General features: G+C 48.4%; 19 protein-coding genes. 5 read left to right on the top strand and 14 right to left on the bottom strand.

The features are described from left to right. Positions 1–144: 144 nt before the first annotated feature. The 3 genes from MH144_RS16405 to MH144_RS16395 all read right to left on the bottom strand — a co-directional run bounded on the left by MH144_RS16405 (position 145) and on the right by MH144_RS16395 (position 3,430). Positions 145–1,305 (bottom strand): cobalamin-independent methionine synthase II family protein, encoded by a 1,161-nt coding sequence (locus tag MH144_RS16405; protein WP_239302304.1) that lies wholly within the window; start codon positions 1,303–1,305, stop codon positions 145–147. A 397-nt stretch (positions 1,306–1,702) separates the two neighbouring features. Continuing rightward, complete coding sequence (locus MH144_RS16400) at positions 1,703–2,272, bottom strand: SF0329 family protein (protein WP_239302303.1); 570 nt, start codon at positions 2,270–2,272, stop codon at positions 1,703–1,705. Positions 2,273–2,440: 168 nt separating this feature from the next. Beyond that, positions 2,441–3,430 (bottom strand): tRNA dihydrouridine synthase, encoded by a 990-nt coding sequence (locus MH144_RS16395; protein WP_239302302.1) that lies wholly within the window; start codon positions 3,428–3,430, stop codon positions 2,441–2,443. 540 nt (positions 3,431–3,970) lie between these two features. Here MH144_RS16395 and MH144_RS16390 point away from each other — a divergent pair. Then, positions 3,971–4,177: a DUF2536 family protein gene (locus MH144_RS16390; RefSeq protein WP_154892995.1), complete on the top strand. Its 207-nt coding sequence runs from the start codon at positions 3,971–3,973 to the stop codon at positions 4,175–4,177. Between the two features lie 215 nt (positions 4,178–4,392). Here the strand turns inward: MH144_RS16390 and MH144_RS16385 are convergent, their stop codons facing one another. The 3 genes from MH144_RS16385 to MH144_RS16375 all read right to left on the bottom strand — a co-directional run bounded on the left by MH144_RS16385 (position 4,393) and on the right by MH144_RS16375 (position 11,754). Beyond that, a complete protein-coding gene (locus tag MH144_RS16385) occupies positions 4,393–6,066 on the bottom strand; it encodes a GTP-binding protein (RefSeq protein ID WP_239302301.1) in 1,674 nt (557 codons plus the stop codon). Between the two features lies 1 nt (position 6,067). Further along, the gene (cysD, locus tag MH144_RS16380; RefSeq protein WP_110755561.1) at positions 6,068–6,967 is read right to left on the bottom strand and encodes a sulfate adenylyltransferase subunit CysD; all 900 of its coding nucleotides are present in this window, start codon (positions 6,965–6,967) and stop codon (positions 6,068–6,070) included. Between the two features lie 326 nt (positions 6,968–7,293). Continuing rightward, positions 7,294–11,754 (bottom strand): endo-1,4-beta-xylanase, encoded by a 4,461-nt coding sequence (locus tag MH144_RS16375; protein WP_239302300.1) that lies wholly within the window; start codon positions 11,752–11,754, stop codon positions 7,294–7,296. A gap of 365 nt (positions 11,755–12,119) precedes the next feature. Here MH144_RS16375 and MH144_RS31005 point away from each other — a divergent pair, with 365 nt between their 5' ends. Next, positions 12,120–13,985: a leucine-rich repeat domain-containing protein gene (locus MH144_RS31005; RefSeq protein WP_239302299.1), complete on the top strand. Its 1,866-nt coding sequence runs from the start codon at positions 12,120–12,122 to the stop codon at positions 13,983–13,985. 108 nt (positions 13,986–14,093) lie between these two features. On the opposite strand, the gene rlmD is transcribed toward MH144_RS31005, so the two are convergent. The 4 genes from rlmD to MH144_RS16350 all read right to left on the bottom strand — a co-directional run bounded on the left by rlmD (position 14,094) and on the right by MH144_RS16350 (position 18,740). Continuing rightward, on the bottom strand, positions 14,094–15,836 hold the full coding sequence (gene rlmD / locus MH144_RS16365; protein WP_239302298.1) for a 23S rRNA (uracil(1939)-C(5))-methyltransferase RlmD: 1,743 nt from the start codon (positions 15,834–15,836) through the stop codon (positions 14,094–14,096). A gap of 152 nt (positions 15,837–15,988) precedes the next feature. Further along, positions 15,989–16,870 carry a diacylglycerol kinase gene (locus MH144_RS16360; RefSeq protein WP_095288492.1) on the bottom strand — a complete coding sequence of 294 codons (882 nt, stop codon included), beginning with the start codon at positions 16,868–16,870 and terminating at the stop codon, positions 15,989–15,991. A 430-nt stretch (positions 16,871–17,300) separates the two neighbouring features. Then, positions 17,301–17,717 carry a DUF4395 domain-containing protein gene (locus tag MH144_RS16355; protein WP_239302297.1) on the bottom strand — a complete coding sequence of 139 codons (417 nt, stop codon included), beginning with the start codon at positions 17,715–17,717 and terminating at the stop codon, positions 17,301–17,303. Between the two features lie 99 nt (positions 17,718–17,816). After that, a complete protein-coding gene (locus MH144_RS16350; RefSeq protein ID WP_239302296.1) occupies positions 17,817–18,740 on the bottom strand; it encodes a ketopantoate reductase family protein in 924 nt (307 codons plus the stop codon). Between the two features lie 208 nt (positions 18,741–18,948). Here MH144_RS16350 and MH144_RS16345 point away from each other — a divergent pair, with 208 nt between their 5' ends. Then, a complete protein-coding gene (locus MH144_RS16345) occupies positions 18,949–19,518 on the top strand; it encodes a TetR/AcrR family transcriptional regulator (RefSeq protein WP_239302295.1) in 570 nt (189 codons plus the stop codon). A gap of 61 nt (positions 19,519–19,579) precedes the next feature. On the opposite strand, the gene MH144_RS16340 is transcribed toward MH144_RS16345, so the two are convergent. Further along, on the bottom strand, positions 19,580–20,392 hold the full coding sequence (locus MH144_RS16340; RefSeq protein ID WP_239302294.1) for a sirohydrochlorin chelatase: 813 nt from the start codon (positions 20,390–20,392) through the stop codon (positions 19,580–19,582). A gap of 1 nt (position 20,393) precedes the next feature. Then, positions 20,394–20,684 (bottom strand): YerC/YecD family TrpR-related protein, encoded by a 291-nt coding sequence (locus MH144_RS16335; RefSeq protein WP_017690665.1) that lies wholly within the window; start codon positions 20,682–20,684, stop codon positions 20,394–20,396. Between the two features lie 458 nt (positions 20,685–21,142). Here MH144_RS16335 and MH144_RS16330 point away from each other — a divergent pair, with 458 nt between their 5' ends. After that, on the top strand, positions 21,143–21,784 hold the full coding sequence (locus tag MH144_RS16330) for a tyrosine protein kinase (RefSeq protein WP_239302293.1): 642 nt from the start codon (positions 21,143–21,145) through the stop codon (positions 21,782–21,784). Between the two features lie 186 nt (positions 21,785–21,970). Continuing rightward, positions 21,971–23,056: a DNA alkylation repair protein gene (locus tag MH144_RS16325; RefSeq protein WP_239302292.1), complete on the top strand. Its 1,086-nt coding sequence runs from the start codon at positions 21,971–21,973 to the stop codon at positions 23,054–23,056. A gap of 319 nt (positions 23,057–23,375) precedes the next feature. On the opposite strand, the gene corA is transcribed toward MH144_RS16325, so the two are convergent. Together corA and MH144_RS16315 are read right to left on the bottom strand one after the other, a co-directional pair. Further along, positions 23,376–24,335 carry a magnesium/cobalt transporter CorA gene (gene corA / locus MH144_RS16320; protein ID WP_239302291.1) on the bottom strand — a complete coding sequence of 320 codons (960 nt, stop codon included), beginning with the start codon at positions 24,333–24,335 and terminating at the stop codon, positions 23,376–23,378. A 356-nt stretch (positions 24,336–24,691) separates the two neighbouring features. Beyond that, positions 24,692–25,681, bottom strand: a complete 990-nt coding sequence (locus tag MH144_RS16315) for an inorganic phosphate transporter (protein WP_239302290.1) — start codon at positions 25,679–25,681, stop codon at positions 24,692–24,694. Positions 25,682–25,686: the final 5 nt, after the last annotated feature.

Raw genomic sequence — 25,686 nt, 5'->3', positions numbered from 1 at the left:
ACAAAAACCACATTCAAATGTACTACGTCGGGGTTTTCTGCGTTTGACCGAGGCAGCAGGATGCACGCAAAAAGGGATGACTCACGAGGTCCGTAAACGGCCCTTGGAGTCATCCCTTTTATCTAAAATAATGCTTGTATTGAATTAGTTATTCCAGTATTGCTTCGCAATGCGTTGACCTTGGTCGATCTTCGCCCATTGCTGAGCTTCGCTTAGCTCGTTACCGCCATCGCAGGAAGCAAAGCCGCATTGATGGGAGAGCAGCAGACGATCCTTATCAATGATTTTGGATGCTTCGTCAAGCAGACGGATAACGCGTGCTTCATCATCCAGTGTACTTGTTTTGGAAGATAGCAGGCCGAGAACAATTTCCGTCTCCGGTCTGTCTTTGAACACTTCCAACGCTTCAATTGAACCTGCACGATCATCATCCCACTCCAGGAAGAAACGGTCATATTTCAACTGTTTCAGGAACAGGTTGGCGATTTTCGCATAAGATCCACCGCCCATGTTGCGGGAATCGTAGTTACCGCGGCAGTTATGTGTCCACATTTTCAAGCCGAGGCTATGACCGAAGTCAATTACGGTGTTGTTAATATCAATAAATTCAGCAGCGAGACCCTTTACTTCCTCTTGATCAATGTGCTCGCCGGTAAATGGAGAGTTCGGATTGTCGTCTGCAAACAGCTCCCAGAGGCAGTCATCGAATTGCAGAATTTTGCCGCCAGCGGCAGCGAATTCCGCTACGAATTCTTTATATGCCTTCTCAAGACCCGCTTTGAGCTCCTGTTTGTTCTGATATACAGCATCCGTGCCGCCGATGTTATCCGACCAGGACAGCTCACCGAAGATATGGGAAGGTGACGGTACGCAAAGTTTTGTTTGCTGATCGCCAGCCGTATCCTGCAGCTGTTTGAACAGTTGAATGAAGTGATGGTTCTTACCGCTCAGTTCACCCGTAATGCGCAATCCGATATCTTTACGAGTTTCATATTTGGATGTTCCGTCCACATCCCGGAAAAAGTAACCGTGGTCCGCAATATAGCGTTCAATTCCGTCAAAGCCCCAGACAAAGTCCAGATGCCACATCGACTTGGAGAACTCGCCGTCTGTAACAACCGACAGGTTATGATCGATTTCCTTTTTCACAACCTCTTTGATTGCCTTGGTCTCGCATTGCTCATATCCTTCAAAATTTTCATAGAATGGATATTGGATATCATCACGATGCTCAATTTGCGTTTTATATGTCAGCAGCTCTTCGGGCCGCAACAAACTTCCTACGATCTGGAACTTATCAGTCATGTAAATAACCCCCTCGTTGTATAGGGCTATCATAGCACGCGGAAAGGAGTTAGAAGAATAACCAAAAGAAGATAACTAGTTATAGCTAAAAGCTATAGCAAAATTTGAAAGACCCATGTGTTGCTGTTCTTCTGAGGGGAACTGCTTATTGCGTCAAAGTCCAATAAACACAAGTAGACCGCCCCCCCGAGCAAAGGTTGCGGTCTACTTGACGTGTATCCTCTTGTTAAGCCCACCGCCCTTAAAAGCGGCTATTGCTCAGAGAGTCGTGTTGACGCACGGCTCTCTTTGCATTATAAGCTGTTCATGCCCTTAGTATAACATGACGAATGAGGAATTCAATTCATGGCTTAGCAGGCGTAGAATAAAAACGCTAAACATCTAACTCCCAACTAATTCACAACGTCCTACGTCGAATTTCATAAAAATACTGCACGGCTGGGTGCTTTAACTTGATCTTCTCGGACATGTTCAAAATCCGCTTTTTGCCAACGCGTCTGTCTACCAAAGCCAGAATGTTAAGCAAAATATCCTGACTCTCCAGACTTTCCTCTATAGGTCTTGATAAAAACGTAGTCGCTGCAGCCGTAAAATTGGATTTGCTTAATGATGACTGAGCTGACAAAAGCTCTTTGGCCAGAACAGAGATTTTTCTGCTTCTTGCAATGACTTGCAGGCGATCCTCCGGAATGGCTCCTTTGCTCTCTTTTCGGATCGCTGCAATCTCTTCGTTATCCACAGGAATTTCAAAATTCGGATCGTTCTTGATCTCCTGTTCCGTCTGATACCAGCGGATTGGAGTTGTTGTGTCACTCATATTGAGTATGTTCTTCTTATCTACGGCAAGGTAACAGTTTCCTGGTCGATCAGATGAATAGCGATAACTAGTTGATCGGTATTCTACTCTTCCTACTAACGCTGGACAGAGGAAACTCTCTAGATTTTGCTTCAATTTACTCCAGGACATTGATTTCTCCCTTGTTCAATATTCTCAACCACCCTTTAGGTGGCTTCTCTACCATCCATCATACAATAACAAGTGCTTAACCTCTATGACGTGGTCTTCAAAAGAAAAAACACAGCCAAGTCGGCCATGTTTTCCCGAGGTTAGTCTGTTGTTACTCCAACCTGTATCTTAATTCTGGTGTTCCTCTACCTCATCATGATTCTTGCTTCCAAACTCATCTAGCAGCGTGCGCACTTCCTTTGTGGATTTAGCGTTCATCAAGCTGTTTCTGAGTTCACTTGCCCCGCGGAATCCACGGACATATATTTTGAAGAAGCGGGCAAGCGGGCTAAACGAACGCGGCTCCTGTGCGGAATATTGATCATAGAGATCCAGATGAAGCCGCAGCAGACCAAGCAATTCTTCGCTGGTATGTTCCTTCGGCTCTTTTTCAAAAGCAAACGGGTTCTGGAAGATACCACGCCCGATCATAATGCCATCCACGCCATATTGCTCAGCGAGCTTCAACCCGGTCTGACGATCAGGAATATCCCCATTAATGGTCAACAGTGTATTAGGTGCTACCTCATCACGAAGTTTTTTAATCTCCGGAATCAGTTCCCAGTGAGCATCTACCTTGCTCATTTCTTCTCTTGTGCGCAGATGAATCGAGAGATTCACGATGTCTTGCTTCAAAATATGGGTCAACCAGTCGCGCCATTCGTCCACTTCAGTGAAACCAAGTCTTGTTTTTACACTTACGGGCAGTCCCCCGGCTTTCGCAGCCTGGATAATTTCCGCAGCCGTTTCGGGACGACAGATCAGCCCGCTGCCCTTCCCGTTCTCCGCCACATTGGCTACAGGACAACCCATGTTGATGTCGATGCCTTTAAAGCCTTCTTTTGCCATACCGATACTCATTTCACGGAAGAATTCCGGCTTATCTCCCCAAATATGAGCTACCATCGGCTGTTCATCCTCTGTAAATGTCAAACGCCCGCGTACACTTTTGTTCCCCTCCGGGTGACAGTAACTCTCCGTATTCGCAAACTCCGTAAAAAACACATCCGGTCTGGCCGCTGCACTCACAACGTGACGAAACACAACATCCGTTACATCTTCCATCGGTGCCAATATAAAAAATGGTCGTGGCAATTCACGCCAAAAATTGTTTGTCATCTCAAAAACCCCTCTATATATACCGGGACCAACATGGCCCCGAGAATGTAAATATCTGATCATTCCCTAGTTCATCCATTTAGTACGAATGTTACTGCTTCTTCTTCAATTACACCATCTTCACTTATACCATGTTACCGCAACGTAGTTCAAACAGTATTATATGTTAATGCCGTGTCCAAACGAAAACATTTTAACCTGAACAGACGCAATGTTTTTCATGGATTCGCATAAAAAAGAGGGGCGATGCCCCTCTTGGCTATTTACCCAATGGAACTTGGATCTGGTTTCCCCTTCTCCACTTGTCCTTTCTCTAATTTTATCACGTCTCAAGCTGATTTTCAGCACGAGTTTATTCGTCATGTCTCAAAGCCTAAATCAACTCCCGCTTTGCCTCCCCCATATATAAATCGAACCGGCTCCTTCGTTCTAATGATTCTCGCTGTCCGCTCTTGCCGAACCGAACGAGCTCCTCTACAATTAAAGCTCGGCAGGCTTTTGTACCTGCAAATCGTGACATGAAGGTGGCCTGAATCAAACATGGAAATTTCATTGGATATGATCAAAGACAAAGTCGAATGCCTGCAGGCTTATGACTTCAAAGAACTGGAGCGTACGATTGAAGACCGAATCGGAATCAACAAAGCGCTGATGCTGCGAGTGAAGCAGGTTCAGCATCAAGTGACGTACCACCCCATTAACAACAAGATGTTATATAGTGCCGTTGTGCATTTTGCCGTTGATTGATGAGTACAGGTAGATAAATGGGAACAGCGAAAACCGGATTGATCTATATTCAATCCGGTTTTTGCTTTGTTTTGTGATCATACTTTTTTTCAAACTTGTGCTTTATATTTTTTCACACCGACTCTTACATAAGAATTCCCAGACTTTTAACTGCTCATTAATCTTAAGCAAACAAGCGGCTGCCTGACCGGCAACCGCTGTATCTGACATGCTTATTAAATGTCGTAGTTATTCGAAGGACTGTGAGCGATAATGGATTGCACGACTCGTTTAACCACGGATTTTGCGGCATCCTGGGTGGAAATTCCGCTAATCTCGTCCTCGTTAACTTCGATAAATCCTTTGCCCCCAATGATCTCACGGGCTGTCTCAAGTTCGCCCGCACTGTTAGAATCATGGGATACCAGTGAGATCAGACCGGCGTCGTTCAACACCTTTGCCATCTCTGCCGTACCGCGGAGCGTTTCTCCACTGACGCTCTCAAGCAGCATCGTATGGTAACCGGATGACATTAGTCGCTTCTCCACTTCCTTGGCGAGAGCTACCGTATCCGAGCCAGCAATCCAGACCGTGAGCGGAGATTGTCCTTTCTGCTGGGCGCGAACCTCTCTCGTGATTCCCGTATCCAGCGTGGCATATCGGCTGTCTCCCTTAAGCGCTTGATCGATGACTCCGCAAGCGGACGTCATGTTGGTGACACGATCAATGAGGATGAACCCTCCGATGCTCTTATTATGTTCAAAGGAATCGAAGACGATCTGATCCGACAGCGTGAATTCACACTTGGCCAATTCGTTCTTAACAATCTGATCCGCCGGAACGGTCTGGCCCGTGTTAATGTCAATTTTATGAGTAATCGCCGTTACAGTGCCTGGAAGAGTCTTCGTTCCGACTTTTACCCAATAATGCTTGCCCGGAGTCAGGACGGAATCGTCCATCCACAAGATCGTAGAAGCGAAGCTGTCAGCTTCTTGCACTTGATTGTCCACCGTGAGCACGCAGCCCCGCGAAACATCAACTTCGCGGTCCAGTTGAATCGTAACCGGTTGGCCAGCATAAGCCGAATCCTGAACTTGGTCCGTCACCAAAATTCGCTTAACCTTTGCTTTCTCCCGACTTGGCAGAGTCATGAGTTCGTCTCCGACCGAAATCTTTCCAGCTTCGATCTGGCCCTGGAACCCACGGAACGTATGGTCCGGTCTGCTTACACGCTGAACCGGCATCATGAAAGGCTTCGTATCATCGGTAGTATGAACATCTATATTTTCCAAATACGGCAATAAAGCTAACCCTTCGTACCAAGGGCTATTTGGCGACTTAGTTGTGATGTTGTCCCCTTCCGTAGCGGATACGGGAATGACCTGAATGCTCTTGATTTGGAATTCGGCCGTCGTTTGGATGAACTCTTCCTTGATCGCCTCGAATGTCCCCTGATCGAAGCCGACCAGATCCATCTTGTTCACAGCCAATACGAGATGCTTAATCCCCATCAGGGCGCAGATCCGGGCATGGCGTTTGGTTTGGGTAATGATGCCTTTGGTTGCGTCCACCAGAATGATGGCTAGATCGGCAAAGGAAGCGCCTACAGCCATGTTGCGCGTATACTCTTCGTGTCCCGGTGTGTCCGCCACGATGAAGGAACGATGAGACGTCGTAAAATAACGATAAGCCACATCGATGGTGATCCCTTGTTCGCGTTCGGCCAGCAAACCATCGAGGAGCAACGAGTAGTCGATCTTGCCGCCTCGGCTTCCCAATCGACTATCGAGCTCAAGAGCTCGTTCTTGATCGGCGAACAGCAGCTTGGCTTCATAGAGCATATGTCCGATCAGCGTGGACTTGCCGTCATCCACACTTCCACAGGTAATGAATTTAAGTAGACTCTTCATGTTAGAAATAGCCCTCCCGTTTGCGTCGTTCCATGCTTCCCGCCGCTTCTTGATCGATAACCCGACTGGTCCGTTCGGAAGATAACGCACCCAATGTCTCCTCAATGATCTCATCCAGCGTAACGGCATCGGACTCGACTCCGCCTGTGAGTGGGTAACAACCCAACGTGCGGAAGCGAATCTTCTTCATCTCTACCTTCTCGCCAGGCTCAAGCTTCATCCGCTCGTCATCCACCATGATGATATGCCCATCACGATTAACGATCGGTCTTACGTCCGCGGAGTAGAGAGGAACGATGTCGATGTTCTCCCGACGAATGTATTGCCAGATATCCTTCTCAGTCCAGTTGGACAGCGGGAAGACTCGAATGCTCTCTCCCTTGTTGATTCGCGTGTTGAACAGCTTCCACATCTCCGGACGTTGGTTCTTCGGGTCCCACGAGTGGTTCTTGTTCCGGAACGAGAAAATTCGCTCCTTCGCACGCGACTTCTCCTCATCACGTCTTCCGCCACCGAACGCAACCGTGAATCCGTATTTATCCAATCCCTGCTTCAGGGCTGTGGTTTTCATAATGTCGGTATATGCGGAACCATGGTCGAAAGGGTTGATTCCTTGTTGAATAGCTTCTTCATTAGAGTGCACGATCATCTCGATACCAAATTCCTTCGCCTTTCGGTCGCGGAACTCAATCATTTCCTTAAATTTCCAAGTCGTATCGATATGCATGAATGGGAACGGCGGCTTCTCGGGGTAAAAAGCCTTTAGGGCCAAGTGCAGCATGACCGAGCTGTCCTTGCCGATAGAATACAACATGACCGGTTTCTCGCACTCCGCTGCTACTTCTCTGATAATGTATATCGCTTCAGCCTCAAGTTGATCCAGATGTGTTAATTCTTGCATGGCAAGGCGGCCTCCTTTTAATCCTCACTAAAACCATCGTATTTATAAACTTATCCTATCAGATTCCATCTTTATTGCAAAGTGGAAAAAAGTAAAATTTATGATGTCTATGTATTGGATCGACAATATTCAGCATTGTGTAGCGGCTTCCTTCTAATTAAAATCGCCTAAATGGACGATTTTTGCTGAGCTGCAAATGGAATCGGTTGGTTAACGATCTATATTACTATCATGATCGAGGGCCATGGAATTTGGAAAAGCTGCCGCCTGTAAAGTACAGACAGCAGCTTCAATGAGTAGTTTTTCAAAATGTCCTATAAAATCAATTACATGTTCCAGATGCGGGACAGAATCACCGCTGCTTCAGCGCGGGTCAATGATTCAGTTGGTGCGATTTTGCCACCTTTTCCGTTGACGATTCCGCTTCCTACGAGGGAAGCTACACTATCCACCGCATAAGTGGAAATACTTGCGGTATCGGAATAAGGAGCCAGATTCCCGCTGCCGGCAGATGGCTTACCTGCTGCTTTCAGGGCTTTCGCTGTAAGAACCATCATGTCTTGGCGGGAAATGCTGCTGCCTGGTTTGAACGTGTTGTCTTCGAATCCAGAGGCGATTCCCAGCTCCTTGGCAATGGCCACAGCCTGTGCATAGTAAGCAGTAGGCTGTACATCGCTGAAGGCTGCCATGTTCGTGTCCTGGCCCTTCAATTCAAGGGCTCTCACCAGCAAAGTGATAAAGTCAGCTCTCGTGATGGAAGCTGCAGGAGCGAAGCTCTCATCCGAAATGCCTTTAATAATATCGCGTGCAGCCATTGCTTCAACGGCTTCTTTTGCCCACAGGACATGCTGTACATCGTCAAAAGACTTGGTTACGAAGGCTACGGCATACGTGCTGAATTGCGTTGTCTTGAACACAACCGATCCGGATTTAGCATCGTATCGTCCGTTCGGTACAACTGTTGCCTTTCCTTGACTATCAATATTCAGGATCACCAGTTGATGTGCATTGGCAAGTTCTTGGCCAGCAGGTGTGTACGGAACAGATACCGTTACAGGCACCGCTGGATTATTCCAAGTCAGCACATGGTCCCCTGCTTTGATGCTAAGGTCGATCGCCGGACGACTGCCCACTTTGGCGCGGACTTCTGCGTTCAAGCGATCTGCCAAGACTTTGCTAATCTGAATAGAGATTTGATCCGCTTGTTCCGTAATATTAGACAGCATGTTGGACGGAATTTGAAGTGCTGCATAGTCTGTCTTAAGTACAAACTCAACATTATTATTGCTCTGCAGATTTGAAGTTGGCAGCTGCACCACATAGGATTGGGCATTCGCCTGCTTCGGCACTTCGATGGTAACCTGCTTCTTGCCATTTGCACCTGGGGAAGCCTGTTCAATCGCTTTATTCAGGCTGTCGCTTGAAATGGTTGCTGTGGCTGTTCCATTTTCGACTTTCACTACTGGCACAATTGCCGAGTCGCTGCCTGGAAGCTGTGGTTGAGGCTGCGGCGTTGTTCCGGAGTTCGATCCACCACTGCTGCCACCATTATTCCCGCCACTGTTGTTGCCTCCACCGTTGTTGCCGCCACCGTCGTTTCCTCCTGGAGAAGGTTTGCCCGTGAGCGTCAACTCACCGAATACAGACGTATCCTGGTAACCTTGACCGGATGCATCATTCCATGCGTTTACGCTGATTCTGTTGCCGTCTTTGGCATCATTAATCTGCGCATCGAAGCCGATCTTGGCATTATTCGCAGGCTTCACCTTTTTGAATGGAATTTTCATCTCGACCGTGTAGTTGGTACCGGAAACAGAGACTTTGGATTCGAAACCTGCTGCGATTTCCGCAGGATTAAAGGTAGCAAGGTTCTCGAAGTTCACTCTGTATTGTCCATCATCATCCTGGAAGCTGGACGTTTTTCCGTTGTTTTCATCGACGAATATCTCGACGGAATCCTGTTCCCATACATTTGGATTGGTCTTGTTCAGTTGATCGTCTTTCACTTGAACGAGCACATAGAGATTGTCATCATCCCACAGTACTCTTGCCGTTCCTGTCGCACCGGACCACGCCATTTGCTTCGTATCCAGTTTCAATTCAGGAGCTTTGCTCCATATGCTGTCTACAGAACCATCAATGGATGGTGTCCCGTAGAGGGCAGTTGATTTCTTGTAATCAAGCTCTTCGGGAGGATGTTCTGCCAGGTACTTCTCCGGATCAACGACCCCGTAGAAGGCCTCTTTGGCTTGGAAATTCTTGTCGAACAAGGTTGGGTTCTGCTCGGCTCTCCAGCTCGTGCTGTCATTCAATCCCCAGAAGGTCACACGCGGAATATGCTCGCTGTTCTCCTTATAGAGATTCATTAATGAGGCATACAGGTAGGCCTGCTGCTTCGCTTCTTTTTCAGTGATTGCAGAGTTGGTGCCTGCCATAATGTCCAATTCGGTGACACTAACTTCTACACCCAAGGAAATGAAACGTTCGAGTGACATCTTCACATTGTCCAATCTTGTGCCCAGATTGTAGTGGGCTTGCATGCCGATGCCATCAATCAGTTTCTCGCCAGGGTGATCTTTCGCGTAATTCTCATTGATCTCTTTCACCATGCTGTAGATCGCTGTAGATTTATTCTGGTTGTCATCGTTGTAGTCATTGTAGTAAAGCTTGATGTCCCATCCATTCTCGTCAATGACTTCTTTGGCTGCAAGGAATGCTTCCTCAAGAAAGTCAGGGCCGATGGCCTGTAACCAGCCGGAGTTACGCAATGCATTTTTCCAGTCTTGCGGATTAGCCGGGTTATCGTTCATGGCTTCGTTGACAACGTCCCAGGAAATGACCTTGTCACCAAAATGTTCAACGACCGTTTTAACATGTGTTCTCAGGTTCGTCAGAGCTTCTTCACGGCTCAAAGGTTCGCCGTTTGCTGCCGTATGCAGCCATGTAGGAGACTGCGCATGCCATACGAGCACGTGACCGTGCAGATCAAGGTCTGCATCCTGTACTCTTTGGACAAGTGCATCTTCTGCAGTGAAATCAAATTGTCTGTCCGTGTTGTATGCATAATCCGGCTTCATATCATTCTCAAACGTGACGACATTGTGATGCTTCGTCAGCAGCTTGAGCCGGGTCTCGTCAAAGGTCGCCGGATTAACAATGTTACCGATCAGGAAATGATCCTTGTAAACCTCCTTCAGATCAGGAAGGTCTTCTTGAATCGGAGGCGCAGCAGTTACAGGACCCACATATTTTAGAGCAAAATCATCCAGGAAGAAGGTACGGTTCCCACCATCGTCATTTGCCGTTTCAATATACGCATTGAGTACGCTTGGAGTCGTCGTGAGTGTATATTTTCCTGTTAGGTGTACCCACTCTTGATCTGTAACGGTTGCATTTTGTGAAACGTTCGCATAGCCACTCTCCACGTATTGAACACTAATACGAAGTGTCGTAGGCGCCTCGTCTGGTGCCATTTTCACCCATGCAGACAGCTCATATTCGTGATTCTTCGCCATTTTGCCTGTAGCATCAACCAAGGCTGCATCATATTGTGCCGTAGTCGTCACAAGCAAGCTTTGCTTGCCGTCAGGGGTATGATTATCAGATTGAGAAAGGTCAACTGTTTCGCGGCCGTTGCGTGCTTTGAATCCATCCAGACCGCTCTCAAAGTCTGCAGTGATTCCTGTTTTATCCACAATCTCTGGTTCGCTTTCACCAGGGGTCACATCGGTGATGATGACTTCATCAATGTAAATATCGGAGGTTAACGTATTGTTTGATGGTTCAACATAGATGATGACCTCATTCGTTTTAGAAGGAACTTCGTAACCTTTGGTTTCAAATAAAGTCCAGTCGGAAGCGGTTACATGTTTATTCCCTATAATCCAAGGATACTTCTGATCATCCGCTAGGATTTCAGAATCGATCTTGGAAGCCAGATGGAACTGGCCTTCACCAGAACCGAGTCTTACCTTGAGGGAGATATCGTACTTACGGTCGGATTTCATCTTGTCTGTAAGTACGAGGGCAGGAACGGCTTGCTCATCGGCCCGATTGAAGAACTTCAGAGACTTCGTACCTTCAGAGGCTACGTCGTCAACGACCGCAGTATCGCCGTTCGATCCCCAACCAAGCTTGCCCCAACCACCGGTACTGCCGTCCTCAAAACTTTGGTTAAGGACTACCGTGGGTTCGACAGGTGCTGCTGCCTGTGTAATTGTGATATCTCCAATATAGAAAGAGACACCCTTACCTGCTTCATCAGACTTGATTCGCAGAGCTGTCTTGTCCACACTGTCAACGGAGAGATCAGCGGTTAGCGTAATGCCTTGGACGGCTACAAAGTCAGTAGAGCTAATTCCAGTGTATGCCTCAGATCCATCAACGCCCTTATTGCTTACAACCTCCAGGACGGCTTTCCCGGCTGCAGGTGGATTAATATCCGTATCGACATAAACGGAAGCGGTTACAGAATACTCTTTGCCATTGGTCAAACCAAGATCGGTGAATGCAATATCCACGCCATCATAGTTTTTGGATCGGTTACTGACTTTTAGCGCTGCTCCATCATCATTGCCCTCAAATGACTTGCCTGTGACAGCTTCCAGCTGGGCACCACCGGATTGAGTTGCTTTGCCCTTACCATTCTGGAATGTTTCCTGATAGACAATCTGTGAATTCGATGCTGCTGGATCTGCTGCACTTACTGCCTGAGCCGTAAAGCCGCCCGGAAGAAGCAGAGCCGCTGCGAGTAACCCGGAAACGACCTGCTTAAATGATTTCCTCATTCGAAGCCTTCCCCCCATACCAAATTTTTTTATAAACCATGTAAAGCGCTTACATAATTTATTGTAACCAGCCTCCTTTCTCACCAGATAATACCACTTCATGGAAGAGAATTCTTACTCCAAATTAAAGGGGAATCCTAGATTATTTCAGGACTATATCAAGTCTGATAAGGGTATGGACATGCTCTTCGTTCCGATGCCACAACCAGCCACACTTTAATAAGATCAAAGAGGAGCAGGGTTTCCCTGCTCCTTCGCTATGCGAAACTTCTTTCTCTCATCAAACGTAAATTCACAAGGTATAATGCAATTAGCTGCCCGTTCAGCATGATCTTATGACCATCATAATGAAGGAGGGGACATTCGTGGCTTTTATCCCGTTAAACTGTCCCAATTGCAACGGACGAATTGAATACAAAGAGGGTGAGATATTAAAGTGTCCCTATTGTGAAACAGAGCTTTTATTGAAACAAAATCCTGTCTATCACGTGGACCAGACCATTAATCACTACCACGGAACGCCCCCAAAAACAGCACCGAAGCTGAACGTCCCTGTTAGGCTGGTGCTGTTATTGATGCTGCTCCTAACCGGGGCCATCGGCACTTATTTTTATTACAGCGTCAGCTCCACTCATCCCCAAGCAGAAGCCAATCTGCCTGTGAGGAAGATGCCTGAAAGCGAGGTTCTGCTCTCCTTTTTGCGGGATATCTTCGATAAAGGGTCTGCCTTGCCAACAGAGGAGGAATTGGCTCGTCTTCGCTATTTAACCGTAGAGCATTCGGAGAATGATCAGTGGAAGTTTACATATAGCCTCTCCGATCCCTTCAGCGATGAACAGGCCGAGAAGATCACCTATGTTACTCAGGACAAGAAACTGAATACTCAGGAGATCGATCAGCGAGATTTTGAAGCCTTTACGGGACTGACGGCATTGGACCTGACGAATACCTATGAAATCTCCCAGTCGAACCAAACCACGTTTGCTCATATGTCCGGATTAAAAAGCTATAGTGGTGCTTTTAACGAATCTTTCAGCACGTTTTCCGGCTACTTTGGCGATAAGTCCAAAGTTACGGAGCTTTCCACTCAGCTTCGCAGCAATCAGGAATTGGCCCTACTGCTGGAATTCCCTAATCTGAACTCGTTATCCATCACCTATGTGGATGAATCGGTAACGGATTTTTCTTTATTGAACAAACTGCCGCTCAAGTCCCTGTCGCTCACCTATATCAATGAACTGGGATGGTTGTCTTCTATGACCGGGCTGACCTCACTGTCCATCAATTACAGTGAAGCCACAGACCTGCAGCCGCTGTACGCCTTAACTCAGCTTCAGGAGCTTCATTTGTCCTTTTTAACGAATGTAAAGTCCATCGACTTTGTGCAAAACATGCCTGCTCTACAAACGCTAGATATTGAAAATGTAAACTTCTCCAGTCTGGAGCGTCTGACCGACAAGACTTCCATCACGAAACTACGCCTGGCTTCTTTAAGCAAGCTCAGCTCGGTCAAACCCATCAACAGCCTCTCCTCGCTGCGAGATTTAGCGCTGTCCGGTTATTACGAGAATGCAGAAGTGCTGACACTGCCTAAAGTAGAGCGAGTGGAAATTCCAAGTTCCTTTCTCCCCGAGCTGAAAGCGCCCTCCGCAACCAGCCTGACGCTCCGAGGCGGAAGTGGAGAATTGAATTTGGCGGCGCTGGGGAAATTTCCGAAACTTAAGCAACTCTCCCTCTCGGAGGTCAGTGAAGTAACCGGCCTTGGCGCCCTGGACGGCTTGTCCAGCCTAGAGGCCCTAAGCATTTACGACTCGTCACTATATAAGGAGAGCGATGCTTTATTTCGTTTGGAGCAGGTCAAATCTCTGATGTGCTCCGAGTGCAGGCTGAACTTTGAACAAACGACCGCCGCGGAGAACAGCGTACTTGAACATTTAACATTAGAGCAGCCGTATTTCAGCATAAACAACACCTCTGTTAATGAAGTTGACCAAATGATGCCTTACTTTTCCAAACTGTCCGCTCTGCGTTCCTTCACCCTGCAAGACAGCAATTTGGCTTCTCTCGAATTTATGAGTAACTGGCAGGCCATAGAGGAGCTTCATCTCGAGAACAATGCCATTTCCAATATCGAGACCCTAAGCCAGCTGCCTAATCTGCAAAAGGTATATCTATCCGGTAATTCCGTACAAAACAAATCCGTGCTTGGTACGGGTGTACACGTATATTAATTACCGCCTCACTCCAGAATTACTTATAAATTCATGGATGGTATTAAAACAAAGACAAGAAGGGGTTCGAGAATCATATATGAATTCTCGAACCCCTTCTATTTATGTTTAGCTTCTAACCAACATCGCCACCGACTCCACATGTACCGTATGCGGGAACATGTCCACTGGCGTTACCTCAACCGTTCGGTAACCGCCATCCTCCAGCACACGTAAATCACGTGCCAAGGTGCTTGGATTACAGCTCACGTATACCACGCGCTCCGGCTTCATCTCCAGGATGGTATCCAGCAAACGTGGATCACAGCCTTTACGCGGCGGATCGACGACGATGACGTCTGCTTCAATACCTTGCTCTTTCCAACGCGGGATGACATCTTCCGATGCCCCGACTTCGAACTTCACATTCTTCATCTCGTTCAGCATCGCATTGCTGCGAGCGTCTTCGATGGCTTCGGGCACGATCTCTACCCCATACACCTGATCCGCATGCTGCGCGAGGAAAAGAGAGATTGTACCGATGCCGCAGTATGCATCAATAACAGTCTCTTTGCCGCTCAGCCCTGCGTACTCTACCGTCTTCCCGTACAGCACTTCCGTCTGTACCGGGTTGACCTGGTAGAACGAACGTGGAGAGATCGCAAACTGCACATCCCCGATATAATCGTAGATCACATCACGGCCCCACAGGACGCGGGTTTCGTCGCCGAAGATGACGTTGGTCTGTTTCTTGTTCACGTTCTGGCAGATGCTCGCCACATGCGGGATCACTTCACGAATACTGCCGATCCATTCATCCTTATGAGGGATATCTCGGCCATTGGTGACCAGAACAAGCATCATCTCACCTGTGCGGAATGCCTTCTTCACGACCACATGACGCAGCAGGCCACGGCCTGTCTCTTCGTTGTATGCACTGATCCCGAGATGGCTACCGATCTCCTTCACCTTCGCTACGACTTCGTCGTTATGCTCATGCTGAATAAGGCAGGTCTCCATATCAATGATCCGATGGCTTCCTTTGGCATAAAATCCACCGACCAAGCCACCTTCGGTCACGCCGATTGGCACCTGTGCCTTATTGCGGTAGCGCCATGGCTCGTCCATGCCCATGGTAGGCAGCACACGAATACCTTGCGCAGCAGCTTCTTCGTTCATGACACCTTCCAGCCGAAGACGAATACGATTGCTGCCGTTCCCTTGTTCTTCGGAAATAGCTAGTTCAGCTGCCTGATCCACATTTTCTTCAGACAGTCTATTGAGGTTCGCTTCTTCATCACCCTGAGCGTCTGCATCCCCCACCATAACGTTCAGCTTCCCGATCCGCTGCAAATTATCCACCACCAGCTGGCGCTTCCACGCTAGCTGTCCGGCGTAGCTCATATGCTGGATCTGACAGCCACCGCACTGATCATAGATCGGACACGGCGCGGATACACGATCCGGGCTCGCCTTCACAATCTCAAGCAGCTTGGCGTAGCCGTACTGCTTCTTGGTCTTCATTACGCGCACACGGACGGTTTCACCAGGGAGCGCACCTTGTACGAAGAGCGTGTATCCATTCGCACGGCCTACACCTTCACCGTCATGGTTCATGCCAATGATGTCAATGACGGTCTCTTCGTTTTTGCTGACCGGAAGTCCTTCGATTGGCGCGGATTCACGTCCACGTCCCTTCGGACGAACGGCAGAAAGAGATGCGCCTTGTGGCCGCACCTCTTTCCCTTGCTGACGTGATGATGGACGAGATGATTTACCTGGCTGACGGGATGCCATCGCATTCCCTTGCCCCTGAGAGGCAGCCGAATTCCGGCGGTTTTTTCCACGACCGCTGCGGTTCGTATTAGACAACGTACATTCACTTCTTTCTTCTTATATATCACCCCACACATGGGGAGTTCATTACATTTCATCTTTTCAATTTCACCCTGAGATTATACGTGATCCCCACGCGGACGGCAACTGGAAAAACACACTGCCACCCCGCACCACCACCTATCCTCTTAACGATAAAGCAGCAGGTGATGCTGGAGGTTCTGGAACGTCGCAGGCAAAGTACCGCCAAGCTCTCCATCCAGGTTCAGCTGTACATATCCCGGCGATGTCACTTCCATATAATCCGTCTGGAAATGAAGCACTTTTTTATCGTTCAGATGTTCCCCTCGCAGCGCGAGTGTAACGAGGCGGATCATGTCGGCCAGATTACATTTGCGTACACCAATCACATCGAACATTCCGTCGTCTATCGTTGCCCCTGGTGCAAGCTTCTCGAAGCCCCCGACGGAATTGGTATTGGCGATCAGGAAGAGCATGAATTCGTCATGAATCTCTTCCTGGCCTGCCGCGCGGATAATCAGCTCCTGCGGAGACAGACTGGCCATTTTCTCGATGCCCTTCATATAATAGGCGAGCTGTCCGATCATCGTTTTCAGACGGCTTGGCACCTCATATGTCAGTTCCGTCAACGAGCCGCCGCCTGCGATATTAATGAAGTATTTATCATTTGCCTTCCCCAGATCGAGCGGACGAGTCTGCTGATTAATGACCAGATCCACATAATCCTCCCACTGTCTCGGGATCCCGAGCGCACGCGCAAAATCATTCGTTGTTCCCAAAGGGAATACACCCAGCGGCGGACGATTCTCCCGCTCGGCCATGCCGTTGATGACTTCGTAAAGCGTACCGTCGCCACCTGCGGCAATAATCATGTCATATCCACGTTCAATCGCCAGCTCCGCTTCACGGGTTGCATCTCCCTCACCCGTTGTTGCGTGTACTGAAGCTTCGATGCCACCTTGATCCAAACGCTGCAGCACATCAGCCAGACGTTTCTTCATTTCTTCCCGGCCTGAGGTCGGATTATATATTAAGCGAGCCTTTTTCATCTCATACGCCACCTATTCCACATTATCCATGAGTCTGAGCGACCTCATTTTCTTTCACTTGCGAGCGTCCACAACCGGAGAACATTTTTACATGATCACCCACGTCCGTTAATCCTGCCCGAATCTTCATCATACCTATATCTATGCATAAGGAATTCCATCTCATTCCAGAGCCTTTATATTCTATCATATCATCAAATGTAAAGATGTCCTAGCCTGTAACGGATTTACGCCATCCGGCAAGCATATACTATGTTATTTTACACAGCCAGCGATTTTCTGTTCAACTGTAATTAACCCATTTCATAGACACCCATTCTGCCCGTCTGACAGGAATTTAACCTTTTTCTCCTTCAAAAAGCACAAAGAAACGGCTCCGAATCACGAAGCCGCATCCACGTTACATTTATATTTCACCTTCATCATCGGTTTAGAAGCCGATTCGTCTGCCTGCGCGAAGCTGTTTGTACCAGAAATAAACGGTGCAGCCCACACAATAACCGAGCAGCGCTGCACTTGCAGCAAGCAGAAGCATTCCCGAGAAGAGATAACCGGCTACCTGCCAGCTCAGGGAGAATGAGATGAGAGCCAGTGACAGGAACACAACCGCCAGAATATTATTGAAGCGCTGCAGCTCTACTGCCTGGGTTTCCGTACCTTTTCCCTTAAGCACGGCTTTCCCGATCTGGACAAATAGATTCAGCTTCCCGCCAGAGACGAGCCCGACCACCTGAATGATCCACAACGCACCCAAGATCAGCAGCTGATTGAACCCAAACGATAGGAGCACAAACAGCACGATCCCGACCTGATTCGCTTTGACATAACGCATAGGCACTTCCCGCATCCTCATATCTCCTTATCCCCATTTTATTAGTTGGTTTTATTGTAATCGGGATCGATGGTTTGAGCAACAGAAAGATAGTTTGAACATGGGCATATCGTATTATAGGATGGTAAAATCCTTTCGGAGTGCATCCCAATGGGGCGTAAGTACATTCGTTACCCTTTTCCACTCCGTAAATGCCTGGTCCATTGCCTCTATTTCGCCAAAAGCACCTGCAACCAGCTTATGCACCGGAAGCATGCTGTAGATCTTCAGCAAAAGATACAGCAGACGCTTATGCTTGCGGATCAGCTTCGCCTGCGCTCGAGGAATCATGGCGATGCCCATCGCCTCCAGTAAGGCTATCCCCTCATCCATGGCGCCAATCATGTGCAGGAGCTGCTCTCGGTTTCCCTCCAGCTTCTTCAACTCTCGATCTTCATTGAAGCTTACCGCATTCAGCACCAGAATTGGGATGAGATGACTCTTCAGCCAAGCGTCGATATCCTCAATCACATCCAGTTTATACTTTGCTTTGGCAAAGGCCTGATCCAGCAGAGGTTGAAAAGGGATCTCACCGTCCAGTGCGCCAATCACCATCAGTCCCTTCCCCCCACCTATGGACATCATCCGATCCTTGTGACGCTTCCCGCCGCTAACGTGAAAACCAAACGCGACTTGTTTATCCACTGGGCTGTTGCCCTCGAGATAGGTCTGCATGCTTCGTGCATCTGCATTGTTGCCTACAATCACGATGTTGGTGCTCCGGTTATTCGCGAGAATGGGTAACACGGATGGAAAATCGTTATATTTCATGACCACGAAAATGAGATCGTAAACATCTTCCGCTCTTAATTCTCTTGTTACCCGAACCGGATCAACCGTCGTTCTAAACTGAAATACATGCCGAATGACTACGCCATCCCTCTCCAATTCCTCAGCTCGTTTCCCTCTCGCCAGAACGGTAACGTCATTACCTCCACGTACCAGAACATGGGCCAGCTGACTGCCTAGCACACCCGCACCATAGACCAATATTTTCATTCGCTTCCCCTCAGTTTCGTTATTTATGAATAATCGTTGCTTTATGAACAGTTGTTGATAAAATTAGAGTATCAAAGCAGCTTTCATGCTTCAATCGCTAAAAAACCCGCTTTCGTTGAATAATCAACGAAATACTCCTTTTTGTTGAAAAGCGTAAGCATTTATAGAGAGATATACAGAAAACGAAGAATCATGTAGAGGAGGCGCCATGGACAGACGTGTGCTTAAAACCAGAAAGGCCATCATGGAGGCTTTTGTAGGATTGCTGGATGAGAAGGATTTCGAGCAAATGACGATCAATGACATCGCAGATCGGGCCAATGTTAACCGGGGAACGATCTATCTGCACTATACAGACAAGTATGATCTGCTGGACCGCTGTATTGAGACGTACCTGCAGCAATTGGTGGACACCTGCATGATCGATCACTATCCAACGCCAATGACGGCAAAAGACGCGCTGCTGCGAACCTTCCGTTATCTCGAGGAACATGCAGCCATCTATACCACCCTCCTCACGAAAAAAGGGATTCCGGCCTTCCGGAGCAAGATCATGACGATTATGATTCAGGGCTTCGAAGAACAGATGGATGCGTGCGGCGTTCGGGAAGGCATGAGCAAGGAGATCACTGTACAGTTTCTGGCTTCTGCTGCCGTAGGTCTGCTGGAATGGTGGATTATGAATGCCATGCCTTATTCTTCAGAGGATATGGTCGATCAGTTAATTGCATTATTGGAGCTTCATCTGAGCCTGCCTGGACTCGTGGTCCAAGGATAAGCTCCTCCTCAAGAAACACCAGCAATAAGAAAACCACGTCCGGCGGACGTGGTTTCATTGTCTATAATTTTAAAGTGCTCGTCCCCTTCTTAAGAAAGGGCCTACCCTCATTACATTTGTCCAGTAAAAGTTGAATTTGACGCTCCAGCCAGTTCCCCAGAAGCGGATGCGGCAGCAGCGTCTCACCGCTGTACGCATAGTCCAGTTCCTTCAGCCTGCCTGGAATGACGTTCATGGTAAAATAACCGGCACTCAAAAACAGCGGCGCCACAATAACGCGGGTTCCCTGCTCCTGGCTCCAGTATTTCGCCTTGTCATATACACTCTCCGGATTGAGGAGTGCATAATCCGTATGGGCAACGCCACTGACATCCTGTACCCGCTGCGCGAGTGAGGAGATGCCTGTCTCCCAACGCTGACGGAATCCATCGTGAATGCTCCCGTGCCCAACCAGTAGAATCGTCTCCTGCTTCGGCTCCCGGGACAGCGATTTCACCTTATCCCACACCATCACGGCAATATCCGGATCGTTATCCACAGGATAACCGAAGTGTACTCTTGCAGTTACCTGAAAGGGTTCCAGATCCGTTTCCCGTTCCGGTGCTTCCTTCGCGCCGATTGCATATTCAATTTCATCCACATGCGTGCTGCCAGACGAAACGAATAGCGGTACGACCAGTATATCCGTTACAGCCTGTGCCTCCAGTCGGTTGATACCGTCCTGGATCAGGCGTCCTTCCACAAGTTCAAGAAATGAAGCTTCAACAGGCAGATCGTCAGGCAGATTAAGCCGGGAGACCGCGTCATCGACGGATTCTACCCAGGTCTTCTCCTGAGAACCGTGACTAATGATCAGTACACCCGGTTTCTTCATCTTAGCGACCCAGACGTTCCAATGTCATTTTGTAACCATCATTGCCATAGTTCAGGCAGCGCTTCACGCGGGAGATGGTAGCTGTACTAGCTCCTGTCTCTGCTTCAATCTGATTATACGTGTTGCCTTTACCAAGCATACGAGCAACTTCCAGCCGCTGGGACATGGATTGAATCTCGTTCACCGTGCAGAGGTCATCAAAAAACACATAGCACTCCTCAATATCTTTCAGAGTGAGAATGGCCTCAAATAGTTGTTCAATACTTTTATCATTTAGCTTTTTCAGCTGCATTTCATCATCATCCCCTAGCGGTTACTGTGTACCTTCATTGTACTCACCCTGAGTTGGTATTTCAAGCGTTAACGATTTCACGCACTACAGAATAAAAATACATGTTACCGCTTCCATTAGGTACTATTGTCCTCCACACGCGGACACTACCCGGTATTCCTGCGATATATTCCATTTTCCACCTGTATATTCCCGATTACTTATGTAGGGATTTAACCCTTCTAATTGTTACAATTTTGTGTACAAGCTTCCCTTTTCCATGATTATGAATCCTTCCTTGTCCCCTGCGCCCAATTCCGCAAATATCCCGTTTTCCGTGACACCCGCCTACGCCGTCTCTCCGCGAATGACATACAGTATAGCAAAAGGGAGTTCCATCACGGTCTGTTTACGCCTATGGACCTGACAGTTGAAGGAACGCATTTCCGAAATCCAATATAGAAGGAACGTGATCGTTTATGCCACAGCATTATTATCATCGCCAGCCCACACCACGGCAGCGTCCGTCTTCCTATTCACACCGACAGGCGCACACTTCTGCCTATGCTCCGCCTGGTGCGGTACAGCGTTCATTGAATGAAACCCAAGTGCAGCCGATGTACCCCGGGGTAGAGCCCTATTATCCGGTCTACGGTGAAGTGGAAGCATCCGCACTTGTACCTTACGGGCAAGGCGCACCTGGCGGAAACTTGTATGGTGGCGGTGTTCCCGTTGCTCCTCCAGTTCCGGTTGAGGCACCTGCCGCTTCAGGAGGTTCCGGGTTCTCGCTGGCCAATCTCGGTGAACTGAAGGGAATGATCGACCGCTTTGGCGGAATCGACGGCATCATGAGTGGAATTGGTAAAATGCAGAAGGTCGTTGGCGGCATTCAACAGATGGCTCCAATGATGAAACTTGTTATGGGCATTCTGCCTTTTGGAAAAGGGAAAGGCAAGAGCAGTCCTGCGGAGACTGATTATGAGGAATATACTCCACCTCGGTCCCGCCCGCGCAAGCGCCGCAAGAAGTCTACTACGACTACTCCACGTCGCCGCAGCAGTAACACGACTCGGCGGAAAACAAGCTCCACCAAGCGCCGTCCCTCAAGCAGCAAACGTTAACCATTCCCTCAGGCACCTCTCCCTTGAATAAGGAAGGTGCCTTCATCTTCTTTACGAGCAGGCCCAGTTATCGCTTTAGCCCTTCCCAACTATCTCATTTAAAGTATCTCAAATAAATTTCCGAGAACCTATGTTCTTATTTCTGTGAATTAAGGTATACTGGGTAGTAGATAAAGGAGGCGGACCATGGAACTGTTTAAGGATAAATATACGCTCGGATTAATTGATCGGACCGGCGAACTGCTGCATCAATATTACCCTGCCCTGGACAAGGCACACTTTCGTAATCTCGTGTTTGCCGAAGGCTGGGAACAGGCAGAATTCAAGGCACGTATTCGCCGTATTACACTGGCGCTGACCGAAGTACTGCCCTCTTCCTATGAGGAGGTGCTGCATGTCCTCGAACAGGCGGCACCGCAGCTGCGAGGGGTCGAGTATTTGTTTGTCCCTGATTTTATCGAGGTGAACGGACTTGCACCTGAACATTATGAATTGTCCATGAAGTACCTGACGGTCTTCACACCTTATTCCAGCTCGGAGTTCGCGGTGCGCCCGTTTATTGAACGGTATCCGATCGAGACGTTGAAACGGATGATGGAATGGACAAGCAGTGAGAACGAGCATATTCGCAGGCTTGCCAGCGAAGGCAGTCGCCCTCGTCTGCCATGGGGTTCCAAGCTGCGCAGCTTGATTGCGGATCCAACGCCAGCACTTCCCATTCTCCATGCCTTGAAACAGGACGACTCCCTCTACGTACGAAAAAGTGTAGCGAATCATCTAAACGATATCTCGAAAGACCATCCTGATCTGGTTCTGGATCTCGCCTCCACCTGGTACGGTCAGCATGCACATACCGACTGGATTGTGCGCCACGCAAGCCGCTCGCTGCTCAAAAAGGGGCATCCCAAAGCCCTCGCCCTCTTTGGCTATGTTGAGCAAGATGCGGTGCACGTTGAGCAGCTTCAGCTTGCACGGGATACGATTGCCGTTGGTGAAGAGCTGGAATTTACGTTCGATGTGGTCAATGCGAGTGGGCAGCCTCAAATGCTGCGGATTGAATATGAGATTGGATACATGAAGGCGAGTGGCAAGCAGGCACCCAAACGTTTCAAATGCTCGGATAAAACGTATCCTGTGGGCAGAAGCAAGGTCGCTACGAAGCAATCGTTCAAGGTGATTACCACCAGACGTTACTATGCCGGACTTCATACTTTGACGATTGTGGTCAATGGACAACCTACTGCTTCGGCAACTTTCGTTCTTGAAGAATAACGTCCGGATTGCGTTAATGAGTTATTCACAGCCCATAACCCCGGATAAAAAGATATTCACATGTGGATATCGTTGATATCCCCCTTAACCGAATGCCTGTCTGTCATAGACTCGCTTCGTTTGATGATCATTTTCGGTACACCCAACTATAGAAGATACGCTCTGCAACCACAGTACTTAAAGCTTCAACACTCACTTTCACTTTCTTGAACAGACAACAAGCGATGATCTCTTACGCCCGGCTACAACAAGGCAAAAGAAGATCATCGCTTCGTTACATCCTATTTCGTATCCTCATTACCACTTCTATATAAATCCTTTATTTGAACCATCCGCGCTTCACAAACCATGCCACCATGCACCCACCGAGTACAAACATCAGCAGCAGCACGGCTCCATATCCGAACTTCCACTGAAGCTCCGGCATATAGGCGAAGTTCATGCCATAAATGCCGGCGATCAGCGTCAGCGGCATGAACACCGTTGTAATAACGGTAAGTGTCTTCATGATCTGATTCATCCGGTTGGAGTTCAGGGAAATATAACTGTCCCGCAGGTCCGAGGTCATTTCCCGGTCCGCCTCGATCATGTCCGTCAGCTTCAGCAGATGGTCATAGATATCTGTAAAATACGCCGTATGCTCTCCTGTCCGCTGCACGTGCTGCGAGTTGATTACCCGGTAGAGCAGATCCCGCATGGGTACGACCGTTCGTCTAAGCTTCAGCAGTCGGCTGCGCAGGTCAAATACCTGATTCATCAAGTCTTCTACCGATTCCTGGCCGCCCCGGTTCTCCAGTTCTGCCAGCTCATCCTCAATCGCAAACAGCGACGGAAAGTAATGATCGACAAGCTTGTCCATCACGGTATAGGCAGCGGCTACCGGTCCACGTGCCCAGATGGTGCGTTCGTGTGCATGATGCAGAATGCGCTCCCATGCTTCATCCACTTCTTCCAGTACACCATGATGAAAGGAAACGAGGAAGTTCGATCCCAGAAACAAATCCACTTCTTCCGCTTCCAGTGTAGTTGGATTAAGCGCGTGCAGCACAAGAAACTGTAAATTATCGTAGTAATCCAGCTTCGGGCGCTGCAGCACATGCAGACAATCCTCGATCGCCAAGGGGTGAAAATGAAAATATGTATCCAGCAATCGGCTTTCTTCCTCCGAAGGCTGGTTGAAATCTGCCCAGACCCAGGCATAATCCTGCAGGTCCAGCTGTGTCAGGGGAATATTGATGGAGACCTGATGATCTCGTGTGATGGCGAGTGTACGAATCATAAATTAGACCACGTCCTTGTCCTATATCCTTTACGCTATTGTATAACTTCATGCTCGAACCGTCTCCTGCCACCGCATAACATCCATATTATCCACATAACCTCTCGCTGCAGGGACAACAAAAAAAGCCAACCCTGTTGGCTTCTCTCATTCCCTATCCACAGTTCCCTGTATCCACAGGATAATCTAACGTTTGGTTTATCATTCCACGGATGGCTATCCACATATCCAGCCTGTCCACACGTTCATGCACAGGCTTCTCTATAATATAATTAAAAATTGTCCACATATCCCGATATTCACACAGTTATGAACAGCTGTGCAAGTCGGTCCCGAATGGCTTTTGGATCACTTTCTTAGAAAATAATCCAGTACAGCAAGCCTGACAGTACTGCTGTGATCGGAATGGTAATGAACCACGTAATAATGATACGTCCGGCCAAGCCCCATTTTACAGCAGAGAAACGCTTCGCGGACCCTACACCCAAAATGGCGGATGTAATAGCGTGCGTTGTACTTACTGGAAGATGCAGCAGTGTTGCCGTGAATATAACGGAAGCCGCGGACAAATCGGCAGCAAAACCATTGATCGGTTCAATTTTAAAGATTTTGGTTCCCATCGTTTTGATGATCTTCCAACCACCGATGGAAGTACCCAGTGCCATCGCCGTTGCCGCGGAGATTTTAACCCACAGCGGAACTTCTAGATGATCCTGCACATTTGCTGCTACGAGCGCAAATGTAATAATCCCCATGGCCTTTTGAGCATCATTCGTACCATGTGTGAACGCCTGCAATGCAGCCGTGAAGATCTGTACCGTACGGAAACCTTTGTTCACGGTGTGCGGACTGCGTTTGGCAAAAATATATTTGAGAACGGTCATGACCACATAACCTATGGCAAATGCAATCAGCGGGGATAACAAAAGCCCCTCGACGATCTCGATGAATCCGCCCCATTTTACTTTATCGGAGCCTGCACCAACGAATACTGCGCCGGCAAGTGCCCCGATCAATGCGTGTGAGGAAGAAGAAGGAATCCCAAACCACCAGGTCACGAGGTTCCAGATAATCGCGGCAATCAAGGTGACTATGACGACCTCTATCCCGTTATCCAGCTTCGTGGGATCTGTAACGCTTCCTCCGATCGTCTTCGCTACTCCCGTAAACATCATCGCTCCAACAAAGTTCATAACCGCTGCGAGAATGATCGCCCGGCGCGGGGTCAGTGCCCGAGTGGATACCGAAGTTGCGATGGCATTCGCAGTGTCGTGAAAACCGTTGATGAAGTCAAACGCCAGTGCAAGGAAGACGACTATACCTAATACCCAAATCGTTGTTTCCATTATTC

This window comes from Paenibacillus sp. ACRRY (assembly GCF_022346995.1).
In the GTDB taxonomy this organism is placed as follows: domain Bacteria; phylum Bacillota; class Bacilli; order Paenibacillales; family Paenibacillaceae; genus Paenibacillus.
Note: the sequence above shows the minus strand (reverse complement) of the source record. Positions and strands in the feature narration are given on the sequence as shown.